This is a genomic window from Ornithinimicrobium faecis, from assembly GCF_023923225.1.
Classification (GTDB): Bacteria; Actinomycetota; Actinomycetes; order Actinomycetales; family Dermatophilaceae; genus Ornithinicoccus; species Ornithinicoccus faecis.
Map to the genome: position 1 here is coordinate 3361105 of NZ_CP099489.1, position 19086 is coordinate 3380190.

At 69.5% G+C, this 19086-nt stretch carries 17 protein-coding genes; 11 read left to right on the forward strand and 6 right to left on the reverse strand.

From position 1 onward, the window contains the following. Positions 1-81: 81 nt before the first annotated feature. The 5 genes from NF556_RS15755 to NF556_RS15775 are packed head-to-tail and all read right to left on the reverse strand — an operon-like array spanning position 82 to position 7327. Entirely contained in the window at positions 82-708 is a 627-nt protein-coding gene (locus NF556_RS15755; RefSeq protein ID WP_252591975.1) for a LysE family transporter, read from the reverse strand. A gap of 9 nt (positions 709-717) precedes the next feature. After that, complete coding sequence (locus NF556_RS15760; protein ID WP_252591976.1) at positions 718-1887, reverse strand: Wadjet anti-phage system protein JetD domain-containing protein; 1170 nt, start codon at positions 1885-1887, stop codon at positions 718-720. Further along, on the reverse strand, positions 1884-5333 hold the full coding sequence (locus tag NF556_RS15765) for an ATP-binding protein (protein ID WP_252591977.1): 3450 nt from the start codon (positions 5331-5333) through the stop codon (positions 1884-1886). Before NF556_RS15765 ends, NF556_RS15760 begins: the two co-directional genes overlap by 4 nt. Beyond that, positions 5299-5889 carry a DUF4194 domain-containing protein gene (locus tag NF556_RS15770; RefSeq protein ID WP_252591978.1) on the reverse strand — a complete coding sequence of 197 codons (591 nt, stop codon included), beginning with the start codon at positions 5887-5889 and terminating at the stop codon, positions 5299-5301. Before NF556_RS15770 ends, NF556_RS15765 begins: the two co-directional genes overlap by 35 nt. Positions 5890-5899: 10 nt before the next feature. Further along, a complete protein-coding gene (locus NF556_RS15775; RefSeq protein ID WP_252591979.1) occupies positions 5900-7327 on the reverse strand; it encodes a DUF3375 domain-containing protein in 1428 nt (475 codons plus the stop codon). 152 nt (positions 7328-7479) lie between these two features. Here NF556_RS15775 and NF556_RS15780 point away from each other — a divergent pair, with 152 nt between their 5' ends. The 4 genes from NF556_RS15780 to NF556_RS15795 are packed head-to-tail and all read left to right on the forward strand — an operon-like array spanning position 7480 to position 10274. After that, a complete protein-coding gene (locus tag NF556_RS15780) occupies positions 7480-8262 on the forward strand; it encodes an ABC transporter ATP-binding protein (RefSeq protein WP_252591980.1) in 783 nt (260 codons plus the stop codon). Further along, positions 8259-9020 carry an ABC transporter permease gene (locus tag NF556_RS15785; protein ID WP_252591981.1) on the forward strand — a complete coding sequence of 254 codons (762 nt, stop codon included), beginning with the start codon at positions 8259-8261 and terminating at the stop codon, positions 9018-9020. The genes NF556_RS15780 and NF556_RS15785 overlap by 4 nt, the downstream gene beginning before the upstream one ends. A gap of 4 nt (positions 9021-9024) precedes the next feature. After that, positions 9025-9819: a MerR family transcriptional regulator gene (locus NF556_RS15790; protein WP_252591982.1), complete on the forward strand. Its 795-nt coding sequence runs from the start codon at positions 9025-9027 to the stop codon at positions 9817-9819. Between the two features lie 59 nt (positions 9820-9878). Further along, positions 9879-10274, forward strand: coding sequence for a hypothetical protein (locus NF556_RS15795; protein ID WP_252591983.1), 396 nt, complete (start codon positions 9879-9881; stop codon positions 10272-10274). 36 nt (positions 10275-10310) lie between these two features. On the opposite strand, the gene NF556_RS15800 is transcribed toward NF556_RS15795, so the two are convergent. Next, positions 10311-10880 carry a M15 family metallopeptidase gene (locus tag NF556_RS15800; protein ID WP_252591984.1) on the reverse strand — a complete coding sequence of 190 codons (570 nt, stop codon included), beginning with the start codon at positions 10878-10880 and terminating at the stop codon, positions 10311-10313. Positions 10881-10967: 87 nt separating this feature from the next. Here NF556_RS15800 and NF556_RS15805 point away from each other — a divergent pair, with 87 nt between their 5' ends. From NF556_RS15805 to NF556_RS15835, 7 genes are all read left to right on the forward strand, one after another. After that, positions 10968-11663, forward strand: coding sequence for a response regulator transcription factor (locus NF556_RS15805; RefSeq protein ID WP_252595830.1), 696 nt, complete (start codon positions 10968-10970; stop codon positions 11661-11663). Further along, on the forward strand, positions 11656-12738 hold the full coding sequence (locus NF556_RS15810; RefSeq protein WP_252591985.1) for a sensor histidine kinase: 1083 nt from the start codon (positions 11656-11658) through the stop codon (positions 12736-12738). Before NF556_RS15805 ends, NF556_RS15810 begins: the two co-directional genes overlap by 8 nt. Before the next feature lie 182 nt (positions 12739-12920). After that, on the forward strand, positions 12921-13853 hold the full coding sequence (locus tag NF556_RS15815; RefSeq protein ID WP_252591986.1) for a MurR/RpiR family transcriptional regulator: 933 nt from the start codon (positions 12921-12923) through the stop codon (positions 13851-13853). Between the two features lie 33 nt (positions 13854-13886). Then, complete coding sequence (locus NF556_RS15820; RefSeq protein WP_252591987.1) at positions 13887-15353, forward strand: APC family permease; 1467 nt, start codon at positions 13887-13889, stop codon at positions 15351-15353. Continuing rightward, positions 15350-16660, forward strand: a complete 1311-nt coding sequence (locus NF556_RS15825; protein WP_252591988.1) for a type I glutamate--ammonia ligase — start codon at positions 15350-15352, stop codon at positions 16658-16660. The genes NF556_RS15820 and NF556_RS15825 overlap by 4 nt, the downstream gene beginning before the upstream one ends. Further along, a complete protein-coding gene (locus NF556_RS15830) occupies positions 16644-17864 on the forward strand; it encodes an amidohydrolase family protein (protein WP_252591989.1) in 1221 nt (406 codons plus the stop codon). Before NF556_RS15825 ends, NF556_RS15830 begins: the two co-directional genes overlap by 17 nt. Next, positions 17861-19072 (forward strand): M20 metallopeptidase family protein, encoded by a 1212-nt coding sequence (locus NF556_RS15835; protein ID WP_252591990.1) that lies wholly within the window; start codon positions 17861-17863, stop codon positions 19070-19072. Before NF556_RS15830 ends, NF556_RS15835 begins: the two co-directional genes overlap by 4 nt. Positions 19073-19086 lie beyond the last annotated feature (14 nt).

Genomic DNA, 19086 nt, shown 5'->3' on the forward strand with positions numbered 1-19086 from the left:
ACCACGGTCCCCACCGGCAACCCGTCCAGCACCTCCACGCCCCGGACAACTGCTGGGCGGGTGGCCACGCCGCAAAGTCAGTCAGCCGTTGAACGCCACGGGCCAGAACTCGACGGCGAGGGCGACTGCGGCAGCCACCAGGAGCACCCCTGCGATCACGAGCGCCCAACGATAGGCACGGTCGCTCAGCAGATGCCTCCCCCGAGCGACCAGGACCGCGATCAGCGCCTTGGACCCGACGATCGCGACATAGAAGGCCAGCACCAACGCCACGGCCTCGATCGGCGCGGAACGCCAGGTGGTCAGCACCAGGGGGCCCAGAACGGTGGCCCAGAACAACCAGGGGTGCGGGCTCAGCAGGTTGACCATCGCCGCCCGCCTCAACGCCGCCCTGGCCTCGGCCCGCTCGTTCGCGGCACCCGCCACCAGCCGCGCGCCCCGGGCATCCAGCACGGTCTGCAGCCCGATCCACGCGACGAACACAGCGCCACCGAGAGCCAGCCACCCCACAGCCTGCACGGGAAGCTGGTTGAGCACCAGGAGGGTGCCAGCAATTACGAGCACATCGGAGACGAGTGGCGCACAGGCAGCCACGACCCCGGCGAGCGACCCGCCACGCAGGGCGGAGGTGATCACCAGGACCAGCAAGGGCCCGGGGCTGATGCCGGCCGCGGCGCCCAGCGCCAGGCCCACGAGGACTCCGTTCACGAGGTGAGCCTAAGGACGTGTCTGCCACGTGGGCAGGCGGGCTTCCACCCACGCCCAGTCGACCCGTTCCTGTTCCAGGCGGAGCCGCTCGGCGAAGCGGTCCGAGACCAGGTCCTCATAGAGGGCAGCCTCGTCCGGCGTGAGGTGGCGCAGGCGGGCAGGCGTGGGGCTGGGCTCGCGGCCCCACCGCTCGCGGTGCTCCAGCAACGTCTGGCGGTCCATCAGGACCGAGCGCGTCTGCGGCAGCCAGGCGCGCAACCGGTCCAAGATGGCAAAACCATGGGTGTCCAGGTCGCCCCAGTAGTGCACCTCGGCCTCCCGCAGCCACGGCAGCGACCCCACGCGATCGACCTCAAAGCCCTTGCCCCACACCACAACCCCGTTATCTGGGACCGGCACGCTGAGATAGCTGATCTCGTTCTCCACGATGATCGCTGTGCGCACGGACAGATCGGCCGCCGCCAGCTCCTCCAGCCGGACCACCACCTCGGAGAATCCACCAACCAGACCCAGCGCAGGGTGCGCGCGCAGCCGCACCAGCTCCGGCTTGCCGCGCAGACCGAGCGCGTCGATGAACCCGCCCGAGGCACTGGGGACGGTGAGCAGCCCAGCGAGCAGCGAGCGGTGCTGGTCGATGAACTTCGTGTCGACGCCGGGCGCATCGACCTCCCGCAGGTAGCGGCCGCTCCCCCGCTCGGCCTGCAACCACCGATAGGCCCACAACACACCCTCCCAGGCCGAGCCGACCTGCAGTGCCTTCAACGGGTGCGCTGCCACCCAGTCCCGCAGCACCGGCTCCTCGGACACAACCGTCAGGATCTGGTCGAGCTCGCGCACCTGGTCAGCCACCCCGAGCAGCGCCCACGCCTGCCGATAGTCAGAGACCACGGCACGGCTGGGCAGCTCGTTGCGGCCGATCACCCGACCGCCCACTGCCTCATAGGTCAGGTCATAGTGCGCTCCGCCTCGGCTGCCCGAGGCGAGCGAGGACGCCCAGGCCCGCACCGCATCCAGATCGTCACCGATCTCCGAGGCGCGCGGGCGCCGCACGGGCACCTCAAGCACCGGGAACGCCTCCCCCACCGCATGGTGGCGCAACAGCGTCCCGTCGTCCCAGCGCCGCCGCACCTTGGCCCTGACGTCAGCCACCGTGGACCAGGTCGGGCGCGCAGGGCTCATCCGCCGGTCCCTGCCAGCGAGGTGGCCACGTGCTGGGTGCGGACCTCCTGGAACTCCTCGATCGTCAGCGTCTGCAGCCGCGAATAACTGCCCGAGGGGTTGTCGACGAAGCCGATCGCGCGGACATACGGCTCGATGACGTGGACCTTCTGCAGCGGGGTCACGATCAGCAGTTGCAGCCCGAGCTTGGCGAACAGGTCGAGCGCATAGCGGGTGGACACGTCCGAGCCGCGCCCAAAGGCCTCGTCGATCACGGCGAACCGGAAGTCCCGCGAGCGCTCGGCGCCCCACTCCAGGCCGAACTGATAGGCCAGCGACGCGGCCAGGATGGTGTAGGCGAGCTTTTCCTTCTGCCCACCGGACTTGCCGTCAGAGTCGCGATAGTGCTCCCACTCCTCGTCGGTCTCCCGGTCCCGCTCGGAGGCCGAGAAGGTGAACCAGGTGCGCACGTCGGTCACCCGCCGCGTCCAGGCCTTGTCCGAGTCGGTGTGGCCCTCGCGGCCGCGGAACCGCTCGATGAGCGCCTCCACGTCGAGGAACCGCTGCTCGGAGTATTGATCACCATCGGCACCCAGCGTGTCGTCGGTCGCCTTGCGCAGGTCGGTCCGGAACGCCTGGATCTCCTGGTTGACGGTCCGCTCGCTCTCCAACCGGATGTAGCGGCCCTCGTTGTAGGGGATCGCCCCGAGCGCCTCGTTGATGCGGTCGACCCGGGTGTGGATCTCCTCAGACTGGCGCCGCAGCCAGCTGTTGAACTGGGCCAGCTCACGGATGGTGTTGGTGTTGAGCTGGCGCTTGAACTCCTCCTCGAACCGCGGCAGGTCGTCACCGGCCACCCGCTCGTGGAAGGCCAGGTAGTCGGCGCGCGCCTCGACGCTGACGTCCATCTCGGTGGTCGCCTCGGGCCAGCGCCGTCGCACCTCGCCCATGGAGTGCAGCAGGCTCTGGGTGTAGCCGCCCAGCTCACGGCCGACCCGGTCGATCACCGTTTGCAGCTCGGCGGTGAGCGATTCCTGCGCGGCGGCGCACCCGTCGGCGTCCTGCGGCAGGTCACCACCCAGGCGTGCCTCGAGGGCGTCGTAGGCCGTGCGCGCCGCCTCGAGGACACCGGTGTCCTGGCTGCTCACGAGCGACTCGTCGCGACGGCGCGCGGTCTGTGCCCGGTCAATGCGCTCCTGCAGGACCCGGATGTCACCGGTGACCTGTGCCAGCTCCTGGGCGAGCTGCCCGGCCTCGGCCTCGTTCTCCTCGAGCCGGCGGCTGATCTCCGACAGCTCGGAGGAGCCGTCGACCAACCGCTGGCGCTCGGCGTCGTCTGCCTCGGCCCGGGCCTGGGCACCGGCCCAGTCCAACTCCTCCCAGCTGCCGTATGCCGACAGCTGGCTGAGCGCAGCCAGGCGCGCCGCCAAGTCGCTTGCCTCGGCACGGATCCCGGCGAGGCGCTCGTCCCGGGGCTCGATCTGCTGTTGCAGCTCGATGAGCTGCTCGGTCAAGGCCGCGACCTTGCGCTCGTTGGCCCACCCGAGCACCCAGGTGCGCGGGTCGTCGACGCGTGAGCGGTCATCTTTTTCGTGGCGATCGCCGGAGCGCACCTGGCCCTGCATCGTGACCGCGCGGTGCTCCTGGCGGAACTGCTCCACCGTCTCGACGCACCGGTGGTCGGCACGGCGGCTGAGCTGGTCGCGCAGATAGTCGTGGAACGTGCCGTCGGCGGCGTCCAGTGTCTCGGCCAGCAGCAGCACTCCCGGGGTTTCGGTGTGCTGCAGCCGGATCCGCCGGGCCGGGACGCGCTCATAGACCAGGCGGCTGCCCGCCACCCGCCCATCGTTGCGGCGATAGGTGAGCCGGTTGGCGTCGACCCACGCGGCGACGCGGTCGTAGTGCTCCTGCGGCACCAGCAGGGACAGCGCGAAGCCGCGCAGCACCCGCTCTGCCGCACCGCGCCACTGGCCGAACTCGTCGCGGACATCGAGCAGCTCACCGGCGAACGGCAGGTCGGTCTCGTCCAGCCCGAGTGCCTGGCACAACTCGGCCCGCACGTCGAGCTGGCTGCTGGGCAGGTTGCTGGTGCGACCGGCCAGGCTGGTCAGCTCGGCGCGGATCTGGGCGGCGTCCTTGAGCAGGTCGTTCTTCTCGCCCTGGAGCGTGGCTCGCTCGTCGTCGAGCTCCTCCCGGCGGGTGGTCAGCTCAGCCGTCAGCTGCTCGACGCGGGCCACGGTGGCCGTGAACGCAGCGCCGTCGGTCACCGGCTCGAACTCAGCTGCACGGACCGCGGTGTCGAAGCGGCCCCAGCGGTCCTTGCGCGAGTTTGCCTCGGCGCGGGCGGTGGCGATGCTGCGCTCCAGCTCGGCGACCCGGTTGCCGCCGGCGCGGGCCCGGGCCTCGATGAGGTCCTCGCGCGCCCGGCCCACCGTGCCCTGTCGCTCCCGGGCCTGCTCGGCCCGGGTGGAGAGTGCATCCCGCTCCCCCGTGTTGGCCTCGATCTCCGCGCCGAGCAGCCCGATCCGTCGCTCGGCGATGAACAGGCGCACGGCCTCGCGGTGCGCCTCGGCCTCGTCGCGCCGAGCGATGGCCTCGTCATATTTCTGGCTGGTGGCCACCAAGGGCTCGAGCGCCTCGAGCTGCTCCCGGGCGCGCTTGACCGCGTCGTGGGCCTTGGTGAGGTCCTCGAAGTGGCCCACGATGTCGGCGACCCGCTGGGCGGCGTCGACCGGCTCGAGCATGTGGTTGCGGACGAACTCGTTGAGGTTGCCGACCGACTTCATCGACACGGTCTGGTGGAACAGCTCCATCGCCTGCGGCGAGCGGATGCCGAGCAGGCGCCGCACCCGCTCGGCATAGCGCGGGAAGTCATCGTGCAGGTCGACACCGCCGTCGCGCAGCCGCCGGCGCAGGTCATTGAGGGAGCTGCCGAAGTCGACGAAGTCGGGCTCGATGCCCAGTTGCCGCCCGGCCGTGACATAGAAGCGATAGGGCTGGCCGGTGCTGTCGCGCTGCTGGAAGACCTGCGCCAGGGTGACGGTCTCGTCATGGCCCTCGTTGACGAAAACCCCGAGAATCACGGAGTAGGACCGGTTGTCGCGCAGCCCGATCGCCTTGGAGGCACCGGTGGCCTCGACCCGCTCCGACTTGTAGTGACCCTCGACATAGCTGCGCAGCGTGCGCTCCCGTGCCTCAGCCCCGGCCGCCTTGTTGTAGGAGATGCGGTGCGCCGGCAACAGCAGGGTGGTCATGGCATCGACCAGCGTGGACTTGCCGCTGCCGATGTCGCCGGTGAGCAGGGCGGTGTCGCCGTCGGGTGTGATCCGCCAGACCCGCTTGTCGAAGGTGCCCCAGTTGAACACCTCGAGGTGGTGCAGGCGATAGCCGGCGCGGGCGGTCGTGGTGACCTCCACGGCCGAGAACAGGGCGTCAGTCATCGTCGCCGCCTGGGTGGGCGCCAGCATACTCAGTCAGTTTGCCGGCGAAGTCGTTGAGGGTCTGGGCATCGACATAGGCCTTGAGGATGCGCCGCACCTCCCAGTGCCCCGGCTGGCGGGGCAGCTGGCGCAGGAAGCCGAGCTCGGCCGATTTGCGGATCGTGGTGTCCACCTGGTCGATGACGCGCGCCTCGTTGCTGGAGTCGGGCAGGAAGAGCCGCAACAGGTCGACCATCTGGTCGCGGGTCAGCACCAGCTTGCCCTCGCTGCCGGAGGCCTCGAACTCCACCAGGCGTTTGCGCAGCAGGACCAGCAGGAGACTGACGTTGTAGGTCAGGCTGCGGCGCCGGACCAGGCGGGGCAGCGGCTCCTCGGTGTCCTCGTCATCGGCGTTGCGCAGATAGGCATAACCCTCGATGTCATCGACCACGACCTGCACGCCGATCGCCGCGAAGTGGTCGCGCACCGGGGCAGCGTGCCGCTCGAGCAAGGTCCAGCTGTCCTCGTCGGCCTCGCGATAGACCACGCCGCGCATCAGCTTGATGATCGCGGTGGCGACGGCCTGCTCCTGGGCTGTCCTCATGGGGCTGTCCTCATCGCCTGCTCACCGTGACCCTCGGCAGGCGAGCTCGCCGCTGACCGGTGCTGTCGGCATACTCGATGATGGTCTCCTGCGTCTCGTCCAGGGTGACCTCAAGATCGTCGTCGGTGAGCGCCAGATATCCGACGATCTCGGCGGCCCCCTGCTCGACGGGATAGAAGTTGACGATGTCCTCCAAAAGCACTGTGCTGGAAGGCGGCACGATGGTGCGGATGTGGTCGGCCAGGCGGGCCTGGTCGACGAAGGTCTGGCCAAACAGGGCGGAGATGTCGACGTCAGCCTCGGCCTCGGGGTCGAGCAGGCTGTCGACCTCCGCGGCGGGGCGCGCGTCATAGAGCGGGCGCTCGAGCGGCAGGGCGATCTCGATCCCCGGCACGTCGACGTCCAGCCCCACCGGTGGCGGGGACTCGCGGCTGGCGAGAGCGGCCGCCTCGACGGAGCGCACCAGGTCGAGGACGCGGCGGTTCTCCAGCCACATCTGGTCGTCCAGGAAGCGGCGCAGCTGCTCGGAGATCTGCCGCACCGTGCGCTGGGTGCGCTCGGCGGCGTCGGACCAGTCGTGGTGGATGGTGCGCAGCCGCCGGTCGGGATGCAGGTCGTCGAGTGACTGCACGCCCGCGAGCAGCTCAGACAGCTCCTCCTGTCGGCTCTGGGACAGCAGCAGGTCATAGAACGCCTGGAAGCTGCGGCCCTGGTCAGAGGCGGTGATGTCGGCGCGGTTGCCGACGAGCTCGGCGAGCAACTCACCCTTGCCGCCCTCCCACGAGGCGATCCGCTCGCGCGCGGCCCGGTCCAGCCCACGGAAGTTCTCCTCGACCTCGCGGAAGTCGGAGAGCAGCTCACGCGCAGTGCCGGCAAACTGCTGATAACGCTCGCGCAGCGCCGTCGGGTCCAGCACGGCGACCTCACCGGCCTCGGCCGCCGCGATCTCCCGGTCGAGCTTGTCGCGCCGACGTCGCAGCTCGGTCAGGCGGGCCTCGGGGTCGCTCTCGGCGCCGTGCACGATCTGGCGCAGCAGGTCAAAGACAGTCTCGAGCCGCGAGGCGGTGCCGACGAAGGTCCGGGCGCGCAGGCCGGTCACCCAGGCATAGGCCTTCTCCAGGTCGCTGGTCGCCTCGTAGTGCACCTCGTCCGAGCCGCTCGGATAGAACCGCCGCAGCCACCCGGACTCGGTGGCCGCCCAGTCCTGCAGATAGTCGGGCGCCGGTCGCGGATAGCGCGGCTCGTCGGGAGCGCTCAGATTGAGGAGGTGCAGCTGGTCATCCAGCGCGGCAGCCAGCTCGGTCGAGCTCACGGCGCCGTGGTTGTCCACGACGAAGAACTGACCGAGGAAGGACAGCACGAGCGCCGCGTTGCCGGCACGCAGCAGCCGCCACGCGGGGTGTCCCTCGCGCAGCACCTCGATCTCGTCGTGCTCCACGCCTGCCGTCCGTCGTCTCGGTCGTCGCTGTCGTGGACAGCCTACGAAGGAGGGCGGACAGGACCCGCATCGGCAGGTGGCTGTCCTGCTGCCGGATCCCGTGCGGCAACCGGCTTGACCCTGACGCAGGGTCAGGGCCGCACCCTCATCTCATGACCACCACACCAGCCATTGAGATCGTCGGGCTGACCAAGTCGTATGCCGACACACCAGTCCTCAGGGGCGTGCACCTGAGTGTTCCGGCCGGGTCGGTCGTCGCGCTGCTCGGCTCCAACGGCGCGGGCAAGACCACAACCGTCCAGATCCTGTCGACCCTGCTGCGCGCGGACGGCGGGAGTGCGCGGGTCCATGGTCACGACGTCGCCACAGAGCCCGAGCAGGTCCGCCGGTCCATCAGCCTGACCGGGCAGTTCGCCGCCGTTGACGAGATCCTCACTGGGCGGGAGAACCTGCTCCTGATCGCGCAACTGCGCCGGGTCGCAGACACCGGCCAGGTGGCCGATGCTCTCCTGACCCAGTTCGGACTGACCGATGCCGGCGGGCGGCGCGTGTCGGCATACAGCGGTGGGATGCGACGCCGACTGGACATCGCGATGAGCCTGATCGGTGACCCACCCGTCCTGTTCCTCGACGAGCCCACCACCGGCCTCGACCCGCAGGCGCGCCTCGAGGTCTGGCGCACCGTGCGCGACCTCGCTGGCCGGGGCACGACCGTGCTGCTGACCACGCAGCACCTCGAGGAGGCCGAGCAGCTGGCGGACCGGATCGCGATCCTCCACGAGGGCCGGATCATCGCCGAGGGCACCCTCGCGGAGCTCACCGCGCTCCTGCCCCCGGCCACCGTCGAATACGTCGAGAAGCAGCCCAGTCTCGAGGAGATCTTCCTCGCCGTCATCGGCCACGACGGCTCCACCACCGAAGGATCCCGACCATGACCAGCCACGTCCACGACACGATCGTGCTGTTCAGACGCTCCCTGCGACACGTGCTGCGCAGCCCGGACACGATCATCACCACCGCCATCACCCCGATCGCCATGCTCCTGCTGTTCGTCTATGTCTTCGGCGGGGCGATCGACGTCGGCGACGCCAACTATGTCAACTATCTGCTCCCCGGGATCCTGCTCATCACGGTCGCGTCGGGCATCGCCTACACCGCGCTGCGGCTCTTCACCGATGTCTCTGGTGGCATCGTGGAGCGGTTCCGGTCGATGCCGATCAGTCGACCGGCGGTGCTGTGGAGCCACGTGCTGACCTCTGTCGTGGCCAACCTGGTCGCCCTGGCACTGGTGATGGTCGTGGCGCTGGCGATCGGCTTCCGCAGCGGCGCCGGGGTGCTTGCCTGGCTGGCTGTGCTCGGGGTCATGGTGCTGTTCACCCTCGCCCTGACCTGGCTGGCGGTGATCCCGGGCCTGAGCGCCCGGACCGTCGACGGGGTGAGCGGCTTCTCCTATCCACTGATCTTCCTGCCGTTCATCAGCTCGGCCTTCGTGCCGACCGACGGCATGCCGGGTCCGGTGCGGTGGTTCGCCGAGCACCAGCCGGTCACCCCGATCGTCAACACCCTGCGCAGCCTGTTCCTCGAGCAGCCGGTCGGCCGGGACGGCTGGCTCACGGTCGGGTGGTGCCTCGCCGTTCTCGTCGTGGCCTACCTCGTCGCAACGCGCATGTACGCCCGCAAAATCGCACACTAGAGACGTGCTGACGATCAGCCAGCTGGCTGCCTATGCCGGCGTCACGGTCCGGGCGGTCCGCCACTATCACGCCAAGGGCCTGCTGCCGGAGCCCGAGCGCGACCACTCCGGCTATCGCCGCTATGACGCGGCCGCGGTCACCGAGCTGGTGCGGATCCGCACCCTGGCCGGCGCCGGCGTGCCCCTGTCACGGGTCCGTGAGCTGTTGGCTGCTGACGACGAGGCCTTCGCCGGGGCCGTCGACGAGATCGACCGGCGCCTGCGCGGCGAGATCCGCGGTCTGCAACAGCACCGCCGTCAGATCGCCCAGCTCGCCGCCGGCGAGAGCCTGGCCCTGCCGCCGGAGGTGGTGGCCTATCTGGAGCGGATGCGTGAGTTTGGCTTCGACGAGCGGATCATCGCGCTCGAGCGCGACAGCTGGATCCTGCTGGCGGCCCAGATGCCCGACCAGGTGGAGCTCCTGATGCGCCACAAGCGGGCCCAGGTTGAGGACGAGCAGCTGCGCCGTCTCTACCTCAACATGGGGGAACTAGCCGAGTGCACACCCGACGACCCCCGCCTGCCCGACCTCGCCGACCGGGTTGCGGCCTTCATCGAGGCTGCCTCCGCCTACAACGAGGGCGTCGAGTTCGAGGACGACGTCAGCGAGGAGGTCATCGCCCTGCTGGACGCCGTCTTCGTCGAGGCCCTTCCCGCGGCTCCGCGACTGCTCGAGCTGCTGGAGGAGCGTGGCTGGACGGGGTGGACCGACATCCAGCGAGCGGAGCCTGTTCGTCCCGACCGCGGCGCCAACTTCTGATCACACCCCGGAGTCACGGGCGACGCCGGCGGCACGGGCTCGGATGCCAGGATGCTGTGGTGCAGCACTACCTCCGCATCGAGTCAGCGGCTCCGAATCAGCGGGGCCGGCATCCAGGCATCTTTGCGTTGTTGGTCGGCCTCCGACAGAGCGGGCGCCTGTCTGCGGCAGACGAGGTTCTCGCCGAACGTCTCGTGGAGCGCAGTTACGAGCTCCACGACGAGCCTCCGGAGTCGGTCTTCGACACCGAGCCGCGTGCCAACTCCTGGTTCATCGAGAGTGCCGATTCCGCGAGCGCCGACCTCCGCCAGTTGAGCACCGAGGTGGTTGCACTGCTCGAGCGACACGGCATTTCGTGCCGCGAGGTGCGCTGCACCCATCCCGGCAGAGTGACTTACGAGGACGCGCTGCAGGTCGTGGCCGTGCCACGCACCTCAGCCGACTGGCCGCTCTGAGGTCGCGCGGCCATGAGCCAGTGGCCTGTGAGGCCGTCACCCCGTGCGCACCTGCAGGCGAGGGTCCTGGGTGGGATCGGCCATCATCTGAGGGCACCCCTGATGGCTTGACTCGGGGCGGAGCTCATAGTGCCAGGGCTCGTTGCCGTAGGTCTGGCACAGCCCGTAGGTGCTGCCATGCTGGGACAGCCAGGCCGTCGCGTCCAGGCCCCCGAGGTCGATGGCGTCCCCGGAGACGTGCGCCGAGGTGTCTGCGGTGGCGACCCACCGAGCGGCCTCGGCCTCTGAGCCATAGTCATCGATGGCATCGCGGAGCAGCTGATCCTGGTATGCCGTGGATCGCCAGCCGCTGTTGACCTGGAACCTGATGCCTTCCTTTGCGGCATCGGTGGCGGCTCGGCGCACGGCCTGGAGCAGGTCGGGGTCAAGGTTGGCCACGGCGGGAAACTCCTCGTCGAAGACGGACACCCCGTCGGGGACGAGACCATCCGCCTCGGTGACTTCGCCACCGGCGGCACGGACCCCGAGGATCGCAAGCAGTGCGGCCACGATTGCCGCGATGCCAGTGAGGACGCCACCAGTTGTGGCTGTTGTGGTTCGACTCATGCCTGCAGTCAAGGACAGGTCGTGTTGCCAGAGCGTCTGCAGATTTCGATACGCCGACGATAGGCAGCCGTTCGTACCATGAGGACCATGCGTGTGCTGCTCGTCGAGGACGAGCCTCTGATGGCCGGGGCGATCCGCGATGGGTTGCGCCTGGAGGCGATCGCGACCGACATCGCGGGCGACGGGGACACCGCCCTGGAGCTCCTGAGCGTCAACACCTACGACATCGCCGTGCTGGACCGCGACATCCCGGGACCGTCTGGTGACGACATCGCCGCGAGCATCGTTGCCACCGGCAGCGGCACGCCGATCCTGATGCTCACGGCCGCCGACCGGCTCGATGACTTGGAGTCCGGATTCGGGCTCGGCGCCGACGACTATCTCACCAAACCCTTCGATCTGCGTGAGCTGGTGCTCCGGCTCAGGGCGCTGGATCGCCGACGCTCACACAGCAGACCGCCAGTGCAGGAGCTCGCTGGTCTGCGCCTGGACCCGTTCCGCCGCGAGGTCTTCCGCGACGGCCGTTATATCGCGCTCACCCGCAAACAGTTCGCCGTGCTCGAGGTGCTCATGACGGCCGAGGGTGGGGTGATCAGCGCCGAGGAGCTCCTCGAGCGGGCCTGGGACGAGAACGCCGACCCGTTCACCAACGCTGTGCGCATCACGGTCTCGGCCCTGCGCAAACGGCTCGGCGAGCCAGGGGTCATCGCCACGGTCCCGGGCGTGGGCTATCGCATCGACACAGCACCGACCGCCGGCGACGCGGCAGCCCCACATGGCTAGAGCGCGTGGGCTGAGTGTCCGGCTCAAACTCACCCTCAGCTATGCCGGGCTCGTGATCCTGGTCGGCGGCCTGCTGCTGGCCGTGGTCTGGGTGTTCCTGCTGCGCTACGTGCCCGAGAGCGCCGCCCGGACTCCCGGTCCGTTCTCGCCCGGTCGCGACGACCTGATCCGCGCCTTTGCGCCCAAGGCGGTCTGGGCCCTCGTCGGCCTCGTGGTGGTCGGTCTGCTCGGCGGGTGGTTCCTCTCGGGACGGATGCTCGCGCCTCTCACCCGCCTCACGGATGCCACGCGCCGTGCGGCAAGCGGATCGCTGTCCCACCGGGTCAACCTGTCGGGCCGGCAGGACGAGTTCCGTGAGCTGGCTGACAGCTTCGACACCATGCTGGCCCGGCTCGAGGCGCATGTCGCCGAGCAGCGCAGATTCGCTGCCAACGCCTCCCACGAGCTGCGGACCCCGCTGTCGATCTCCCAGACCCTGCTCGACGTCGCCCACCGGGACGCGGACCGCGACACCGAGGAGCTGCTGGAGCGCCTGCGCACCGTCAACACCCGAGCGATCGACCTGACCGAGGCGCTGCTGGTGCTCAGTCGCGCGGACTCAGGCTCATTTACCCGGGAACCCGTCGACCTGTCGCTGCTCGCCGAGGAGGCCATCGAGACCCTCCTCCCGCTCGCGGAGCGGCACGGCGTCGCCATCCAGAGCTCCGGGGACACGACGCCAGCGCTGGGCTCTCCCGCCCTCCTGCTGCAATTGACGACGAACCTGCTGCACAACGCGATCATCCACAATGTTCGTGAGCACGGCACGGTCACGGTGAGCACCACGAGAGGTGACGGGCTCGGCATACTCTCTGTCGAGAACACCGGCGAGCGGCTCACGCCCCAGCACATCGCAATCCTCACCGAACCCTTCCAGCGGGGCACCGAGCGGATCCGCACCGATGATGCCGGCGTCGGCCTCGGCCTGGCCATCGTCAAGAGCATCACCCTGGCGCACGACGGCACCCTCACCCTGACCCCCGTGGACGGGGGCGGGCTCAGGGCCACGGTGGAGCTGCCCGCCGAGCAGCACTGAGATGCCGTATGCCGTCAGCCGGGTTCGCGGGCCCAGAGCGACATGCACGGGGACACGCTGGCATGCTGCTGACCTTCGAGCGGCAGGTCTGACCACCACAGTCGGCATCAGGGCGCCATTTCTGGGGTCGCTGGTGGCCAACTCCGCCAGAGTGCGGCCCTGTGCTCTAGCCTCAGACGACTATGGACGAGGACCAGGTCGACGGCACGCCCGTCACCGTCGCACAGCTGACCCGGGATCGACTGGGTGAGCTGAGCGCCGGCGAGCGCAAGGTCGGCCGCGCACTGCTGTCCGCCTATCCGGTGGCCGGCCTGGAGACAGTCGCCGAGCTCGCCACCAGGGCAGGGGTCAGCGCTCCGACCGTGGTGCGCTTCGTCGCCCGCCTCGGGTTCGCCGGCTATCCGCACCTGCAGCGCGCTCTGATGAGTGAGGTCCACGCCCAGATGGGCTCACCGGTGCGGCAGATCCCGTTGCAGGCGGAGATGCCCGCCGGCGAGGAGTTCCTCCCCTTCAATGCCGAGACGCACGCCGGCCTGATCCGCAGGTCCTTTGAGGACCTGCCCACCAGCGAGTTCGAGGCTGCCATCAGCCTGCTGTGTGACGAGTCTCTGCGGATCCACGTGGTCGGCGGGCGCTTCAGCCACCTGCTGGCCGCCTACCTCGTCTCCCACCTGCAACTGCTGCGCGCAGGTGTCACCGCCGTGCCGCCCGACGAGTTCTCCCGCACATCCCTGGTGGCCGACGCCAGCCGCCAGGACCTGCTGGTCGTCTTCGACTACCGCCGCTATGACCCGGCCACGGTGCGCCTGGCCCAGGCGATGGCGACCGCCGGTGCCCGCACCCTGCTGCTGACCGACCCGTGGCTCTCGCCCGTCGCCGACGTCGCCGAGGTCGTCCTGTCCAGCCGCGTCGAGTCGCCCTCACCCTTCGACTCGCTCGTCCCCGGACTGGCGCTGGTCGAGACCCTGGTCACGGCGGCGATGGAGGCCCGCGGTCAGGCCGGACGATCGCGGGTCGAGCTGATGGAGTCGGTTCGCGACGGACTCAGCCCCGAGAACCCTGCTCCACTGGAGCCCTTCCAGCCTGAAACAGAGATTTCACCGACAGACCATTGACACCGCGATGTATCGCATGTTTCATAGACGGTCATGGCGAGCACACCTCACGAGAGCCCCCGGCAGGCCGCAGACCACGCCCCTGACGAGGCCACCGGCCCAGGCCTCCACCGCAACCTGAAGGTCTGGGAGGTCACCGCTCTCTCGGTCGGCTTCATGGGCCCGGTCATGGCGATGTCGCTCAACGGCATCGGCGTCGCCGGCCTGGTCGGCAAGGCCGTCCCGTTCACCTTCATCGTCTCCTTCGCGGGGACCATGGCGGTGGCCTACGCCTTCATCCGCCTGACCCGCTATTTCACCCACGCCGGCAGCGTCTATGCCCTGGCCGGTGCCACCCTCGGCCCGCGGGCAGGCTTCTTCGGTGGCTTCGCCCTGCTCGGCACCTATCTGTTCTTCTCCGCCTGCATCGTCGGCGCCTGCGCGGTGTTCTTCGACGCGATGCTCACCGAGCTCGGTGTCAGCGTGCCGACCTGGGGGTGGCTGATCGTCGGGCTGGTCGCCAGCCTCGGGGCCCTGGCTCTCAACCTGCGCGAGTCCAAGACCGTCACGCGCGTCCTGCTGACGATCGGCATGGTCGGCATCGTGACGATGCTGGGCCTGGCGTTCGTGATCATCACCCGCGTCGGCAGCGGCAACGCCCCGGTCAGCACCGGCCTCGACTTCGGCACGCTGCTGCCCGGTGACGCCTCGTGGACCGCGGTCATGACTGCGGCGGTCTTCGGCTTCCTGTCCTGGGCGGGCTTCGAGTCCGGCACCACGCTCGGCGAGGAGACCAAGGACCCCAAGCGCACCATCCCGATCGCGCTGACCCTGGCCGTCGTGCTCGCCGGTGTCATCTACACCATCGTGATGTTTGCGCAGTCGGTCGGCTTCGGCACGGACCAGGCCGGCATCGACGCCTTCGCCGGTGCCAGTTCCACGCTCACCCAGCTCAGCTCGACCTACATCGGCTCCTGGTTTGCCGTCCTGATCTCGATCATCGCCTTCTGCGTCGCCTTCGCCTCGCTGCTCAGCTGCTCGGCCGCGGCCGCCCGCCTGGTCTATGCGATGGCCCGCGACGGCTTCGGCCCGCCAGCACTGGCCCGGACCAATGCCACCGGCGCCCCCAGCACCGCGACCTACGTCGTCATCGGCCTGGCGATCGCGCTCATGCTGTTCCTGGCCGTCATCGGCGGGGGCCCGGTCGAGGTCTACTACTGGTTCGCCACCATCGCCACCCTCTGCATGGTCGTGGCCTATGGCATGGCCTCCGTCGGCGTCCTGCGGCACACCTTCCGCCCCGGCTCCCCCATCAAGGCCTGGGAGGCGATCGTCCCCGCCCTGGGTCTGGGCTTCCTCATCTATGTCTATGTCGTGCAGGTCGAGGGCCAGGAGGCGCCCTACACCTACTTCCCCTGGATCGCCGGCGCCTGGTGCCTGCTCGGTCTGGTTGTCATCATCGCCGCGCCACGGTTGGCTGAGCGGATCGGCGCCCGCATCTCACAGGAGGATCTCTCATGACCTCAGCACGACACCGCGACAGCCCCGGGCTGACACCGCTCACCTTTGTCGCCACGAGCGACCTCACCGGGCTCACCAAGGGACGGGTCGTCCCAACAGCCGGTATGCCGTCAGGCGCCTCCACCGGCTGGGTGCCGGCCAACTTCGGGATCGGTGTGGACGGACACATCGTGGAGGACATCCCCTTCGACTCCAGCGGGGATCTGCGGCTGCTGCCAGACCCCGAGGCGGTCCACCAGATCAGTGGTGTCCCCGGCAAACCCGACCTCACCGTGGCGATCGCCAATGTGGTCCACACCGATGGCTCCCCGTGGTCGTGCTGCACGCGGACCATCCTGCGGGACACCATCACTGCCCTGCAGCAGGAGTTTGGGCTCACCTCGGAGGTCGCCTTCGAGCACGAGTTCGCCGACCTGGACGGCGACACCCCGCACCACCCGTTTTCCTGGCGCAACTTCCGGGCCGCCGAGCCGATCGGCTCACACCTGGTGACCGCGATGCAGGCCAGCGGTCTGGAGCTGGAGAACTGGCTGCCGGAGTATGGCCGCCACCAGTATGAGGTCGTCGTCGAGCGGGCGGCCCCGGTGGCTGCCGCCGACCGCGCTCTCCTGCTGCGTGACCTCGTCCGCGACGTCTTCGGGGCCTTCGACCGGCGCGCGAGCTTCACGCCGATGATCGCTCCCGGCGAGACCGGCGCCGGAGTGCACATCCACTTCAGCCTCCAGGACGCCGATGGCGGCAACCCGCTCTTTGCACCCGACCGGCCGGGGCGGTTGTCCGAGCTCGGAGCTCGGTTTGCGGCGGGCATCCTGAAATATGCCCCCTCCCTGGCCGCGATCTATGCCCCCCTGGCCATCTCCTATGAACGACTGCGCCCCCACAACTGGTCCTCGGGCGGAGTCTTCCTCGGGGTGGAGAACCGCGAGGCGCTGCTGCGCATCTGTCCGACCATCGAGATCGACGGACAGGACCCGAAGCCGCAGTTGCACTTCGAGTTCCGCGCCGGCGACATCGGCGCCAACCCGTGGCTGCTGCTCGCTGTCGTCCTGCGCGCCGGCCTGGAGGGTCTGCGCCAGGAGCTCGAGCCTGCCGAGGTCGTCGTGGGCGACCCCAGGCAGGAGCAGATCACCGAGCTCCCGCACGACCTGGCCGAGGCCCTGGAGCTGTTCGAGCAGGACACGGACGTGCGCTCCTGGCTGGGCGATGACCTCGTCGACACCTATCTCGCGGTCAAGCGCGTTGAGCTGGCCGCTGTTGCCGACATGACCGATGAGGAGAAGTGCACCTGGTATGCCGACATCTACTGAGTCACTGTCTACGGCGTCAACGTCTACTGCAACAACGTCTACCGAGTCACCGTCTGCTGAGTGGCTCTCCGGTCTTGACCTCGTCGACCACCACTGTCACGGCGTCATCGAGTCGGACCTGACGCGGGACGTCTTCGAGGACCTGATCACCGAGTCCGACGCCCCCGCCCCTGCGGGCACGACCCACTTCGACACCCAGCTCGGGCTGGCCCTGCGTGCGCACTGCCCACCGCTGCTGGACCTGCCCGCCTTCGCCTCCCCGCAGGACTATCTCGCCCGCCGCGTCGAGCTCGGGGCCCAGGAGGTCAACCAGCGGCTGCTGCGTGCCAGCGGCATCACGGACTATGTCGTGGAGACCGGGTTCGCGCCCGACCTGATCCTGACCCCCGACCAGATGGGCGAGCGCTCCGGTGCCCGCACCGCCGAGGTGGTCCGCCTGGAGTTCCTCGCCGAGCAGGTGGCGGCCGAGCACGAACCGGCCGACTTCCTGACCGCCTTCCGTGCCCGACTGGACCACGAGCTGGCCTCGGCGGTCGGGGTGAAGTCCATCGCGGCATACCGCGGCGGTTTCGAGCTGGATCCCACGCCACCGAGCGATGCGGACGTCACCCGCGCCGTCGAGCACTGGCGCTCCGAAACCCCTGCGGGGCAGCCGCTGCGGCTCACCGACCCCGTGATCATCCGCGCTGGCTGGTGGGAGGCGATCAACAGGTCCGTGCCGATCCAGCTGCACGTGGGCTATGGCGACCCGCACGTCGACCTGCACCGGACCAACCCGCTGCTGCTGAGCGACCTGCTCCGCAACGCTCGCGGCAGCGGCGCGAGTTTCCTTCTCCTGCACTGCTATCCGTTCCACCGCGAGGCCGGCTATCTCGCGCATGTCTTCGAGCACGTCTACTGCGATGTGGGACTGGCGGTGAACTACACCGGCGCACAGTCCGCGCAGGTGATCGCCGAGTCCCTGGAGCTCACGCCCTTCCACAAGGCGCTGTTCTCCTCCGACGCCTTCGGTGCCGCCGAGCTCTATCACCTTGGGGCACTGCTGTTTCGGCGCGGTCTGGGCGAGTCCCTGGACCGCTGGGCGGGGGCCGACGGCTGGCCGCTCGAGGAGCAGCAGCGGATCGCGGGGCTGATCTGCAGCGAGAACGCACGGCGCGTCTACGGACTGGACCACCGCGGTGGGGCCACCGGGGCGAGCGGGTGAGCACTCCGCATACGGACCCGTCGCCGGGGCACCTGAGCGAGCTGCACCGGCAGTGGCTCGCCGCGCTCGAGCCGGAGCTGCCAGGGGCCCTCGAGGTGCGCCGACGGGTGCACGCCGACCCGCACCTGTCGGGGGCTGAGGGGCCGACGGCCGAGCTGGTCGCGGCCGCGCTGGGCATCGCGATGGAGCCGGTCGCACAGACGGGACGCGCGGGGCGGACCGGTCCTGACCAGGGGCCCAGCGTGTTGCTGCGCGCCGAGCTCGACGCGCTGCCAGTGAACGAGGCGACCGGGGTGGACTGGGCCGCCGACACCGGGCGGATGCACGCCTGCGGCCACGACGTGCACCTGGCCGCGCTCGTCGCGGTGGTCCGCGCCGCTGCCCACCTCGACCTGCCGCTCGGGCTGGTCCCGGTGCTGCAGCCACGGGAGGAGACCTATCCCTCTGGCGCCCAGGATGTCGTGGCCTCTGGACTCCTGGCCCGACACGAGACGGTCGCCGCGATCGGCGCGCACGTGCACCCGGGCGTGCCAGCGGGTCAGGTCGCCACCGGGGCGGGCGTGGTCAACGCCGCCTCCGACGAGATCGAGATCGTGCTCACCGGCAACGGCGGCCACGGGGCCTATCCCCACCATGCTGCCGACCCGGTGTCTGCCCTGGGACATATCGTCCTCGGCCTGCCGGAAGTCGTGCGGCGCACCGTCTCTCCGATGCACGCCGCCACGATTTCGGTCGGCCACGTGCAGGCCGGTGAGGCGAGCGCCAACGTGCTCCCTTCGCAGGCCCGCCTCCTCGCCACGATGCGGACCACCGACGACCGCGACCGGAGGGCTATTCCGGAGCAGGTGCGCCGGCTGGCCGAGCACCAGGCGCAGGCCTTCGGGGTCACGGCGGACGTGCGGATCATTGCCGGGGAGCCCGTGCTCTATAACGACCCGGACCTGGTCGAGCGGGTGGACGGTTGGCTGGAGCGCACCGGTGTCGTGCCGACCGAGCCAATGCGCTCCCTGGGCGCCGACGACTTCTCGTTCTTCGGTGAGCTGGTGCCCTCTGTCATGTGTTTCGTCGGGGTGCGGGTCGAGGGGCACGACGAGACCCCTCCCCCGCTGCACCACCCCCGCTTCCTACCGGTCGACGACGCTGTGGGCGACGTCGCCCGGACCCTGATCAACGGCTATCTGGCCGCCGTGGAGCTGCACCACCGCTGAGTTGTTGTGAGGAG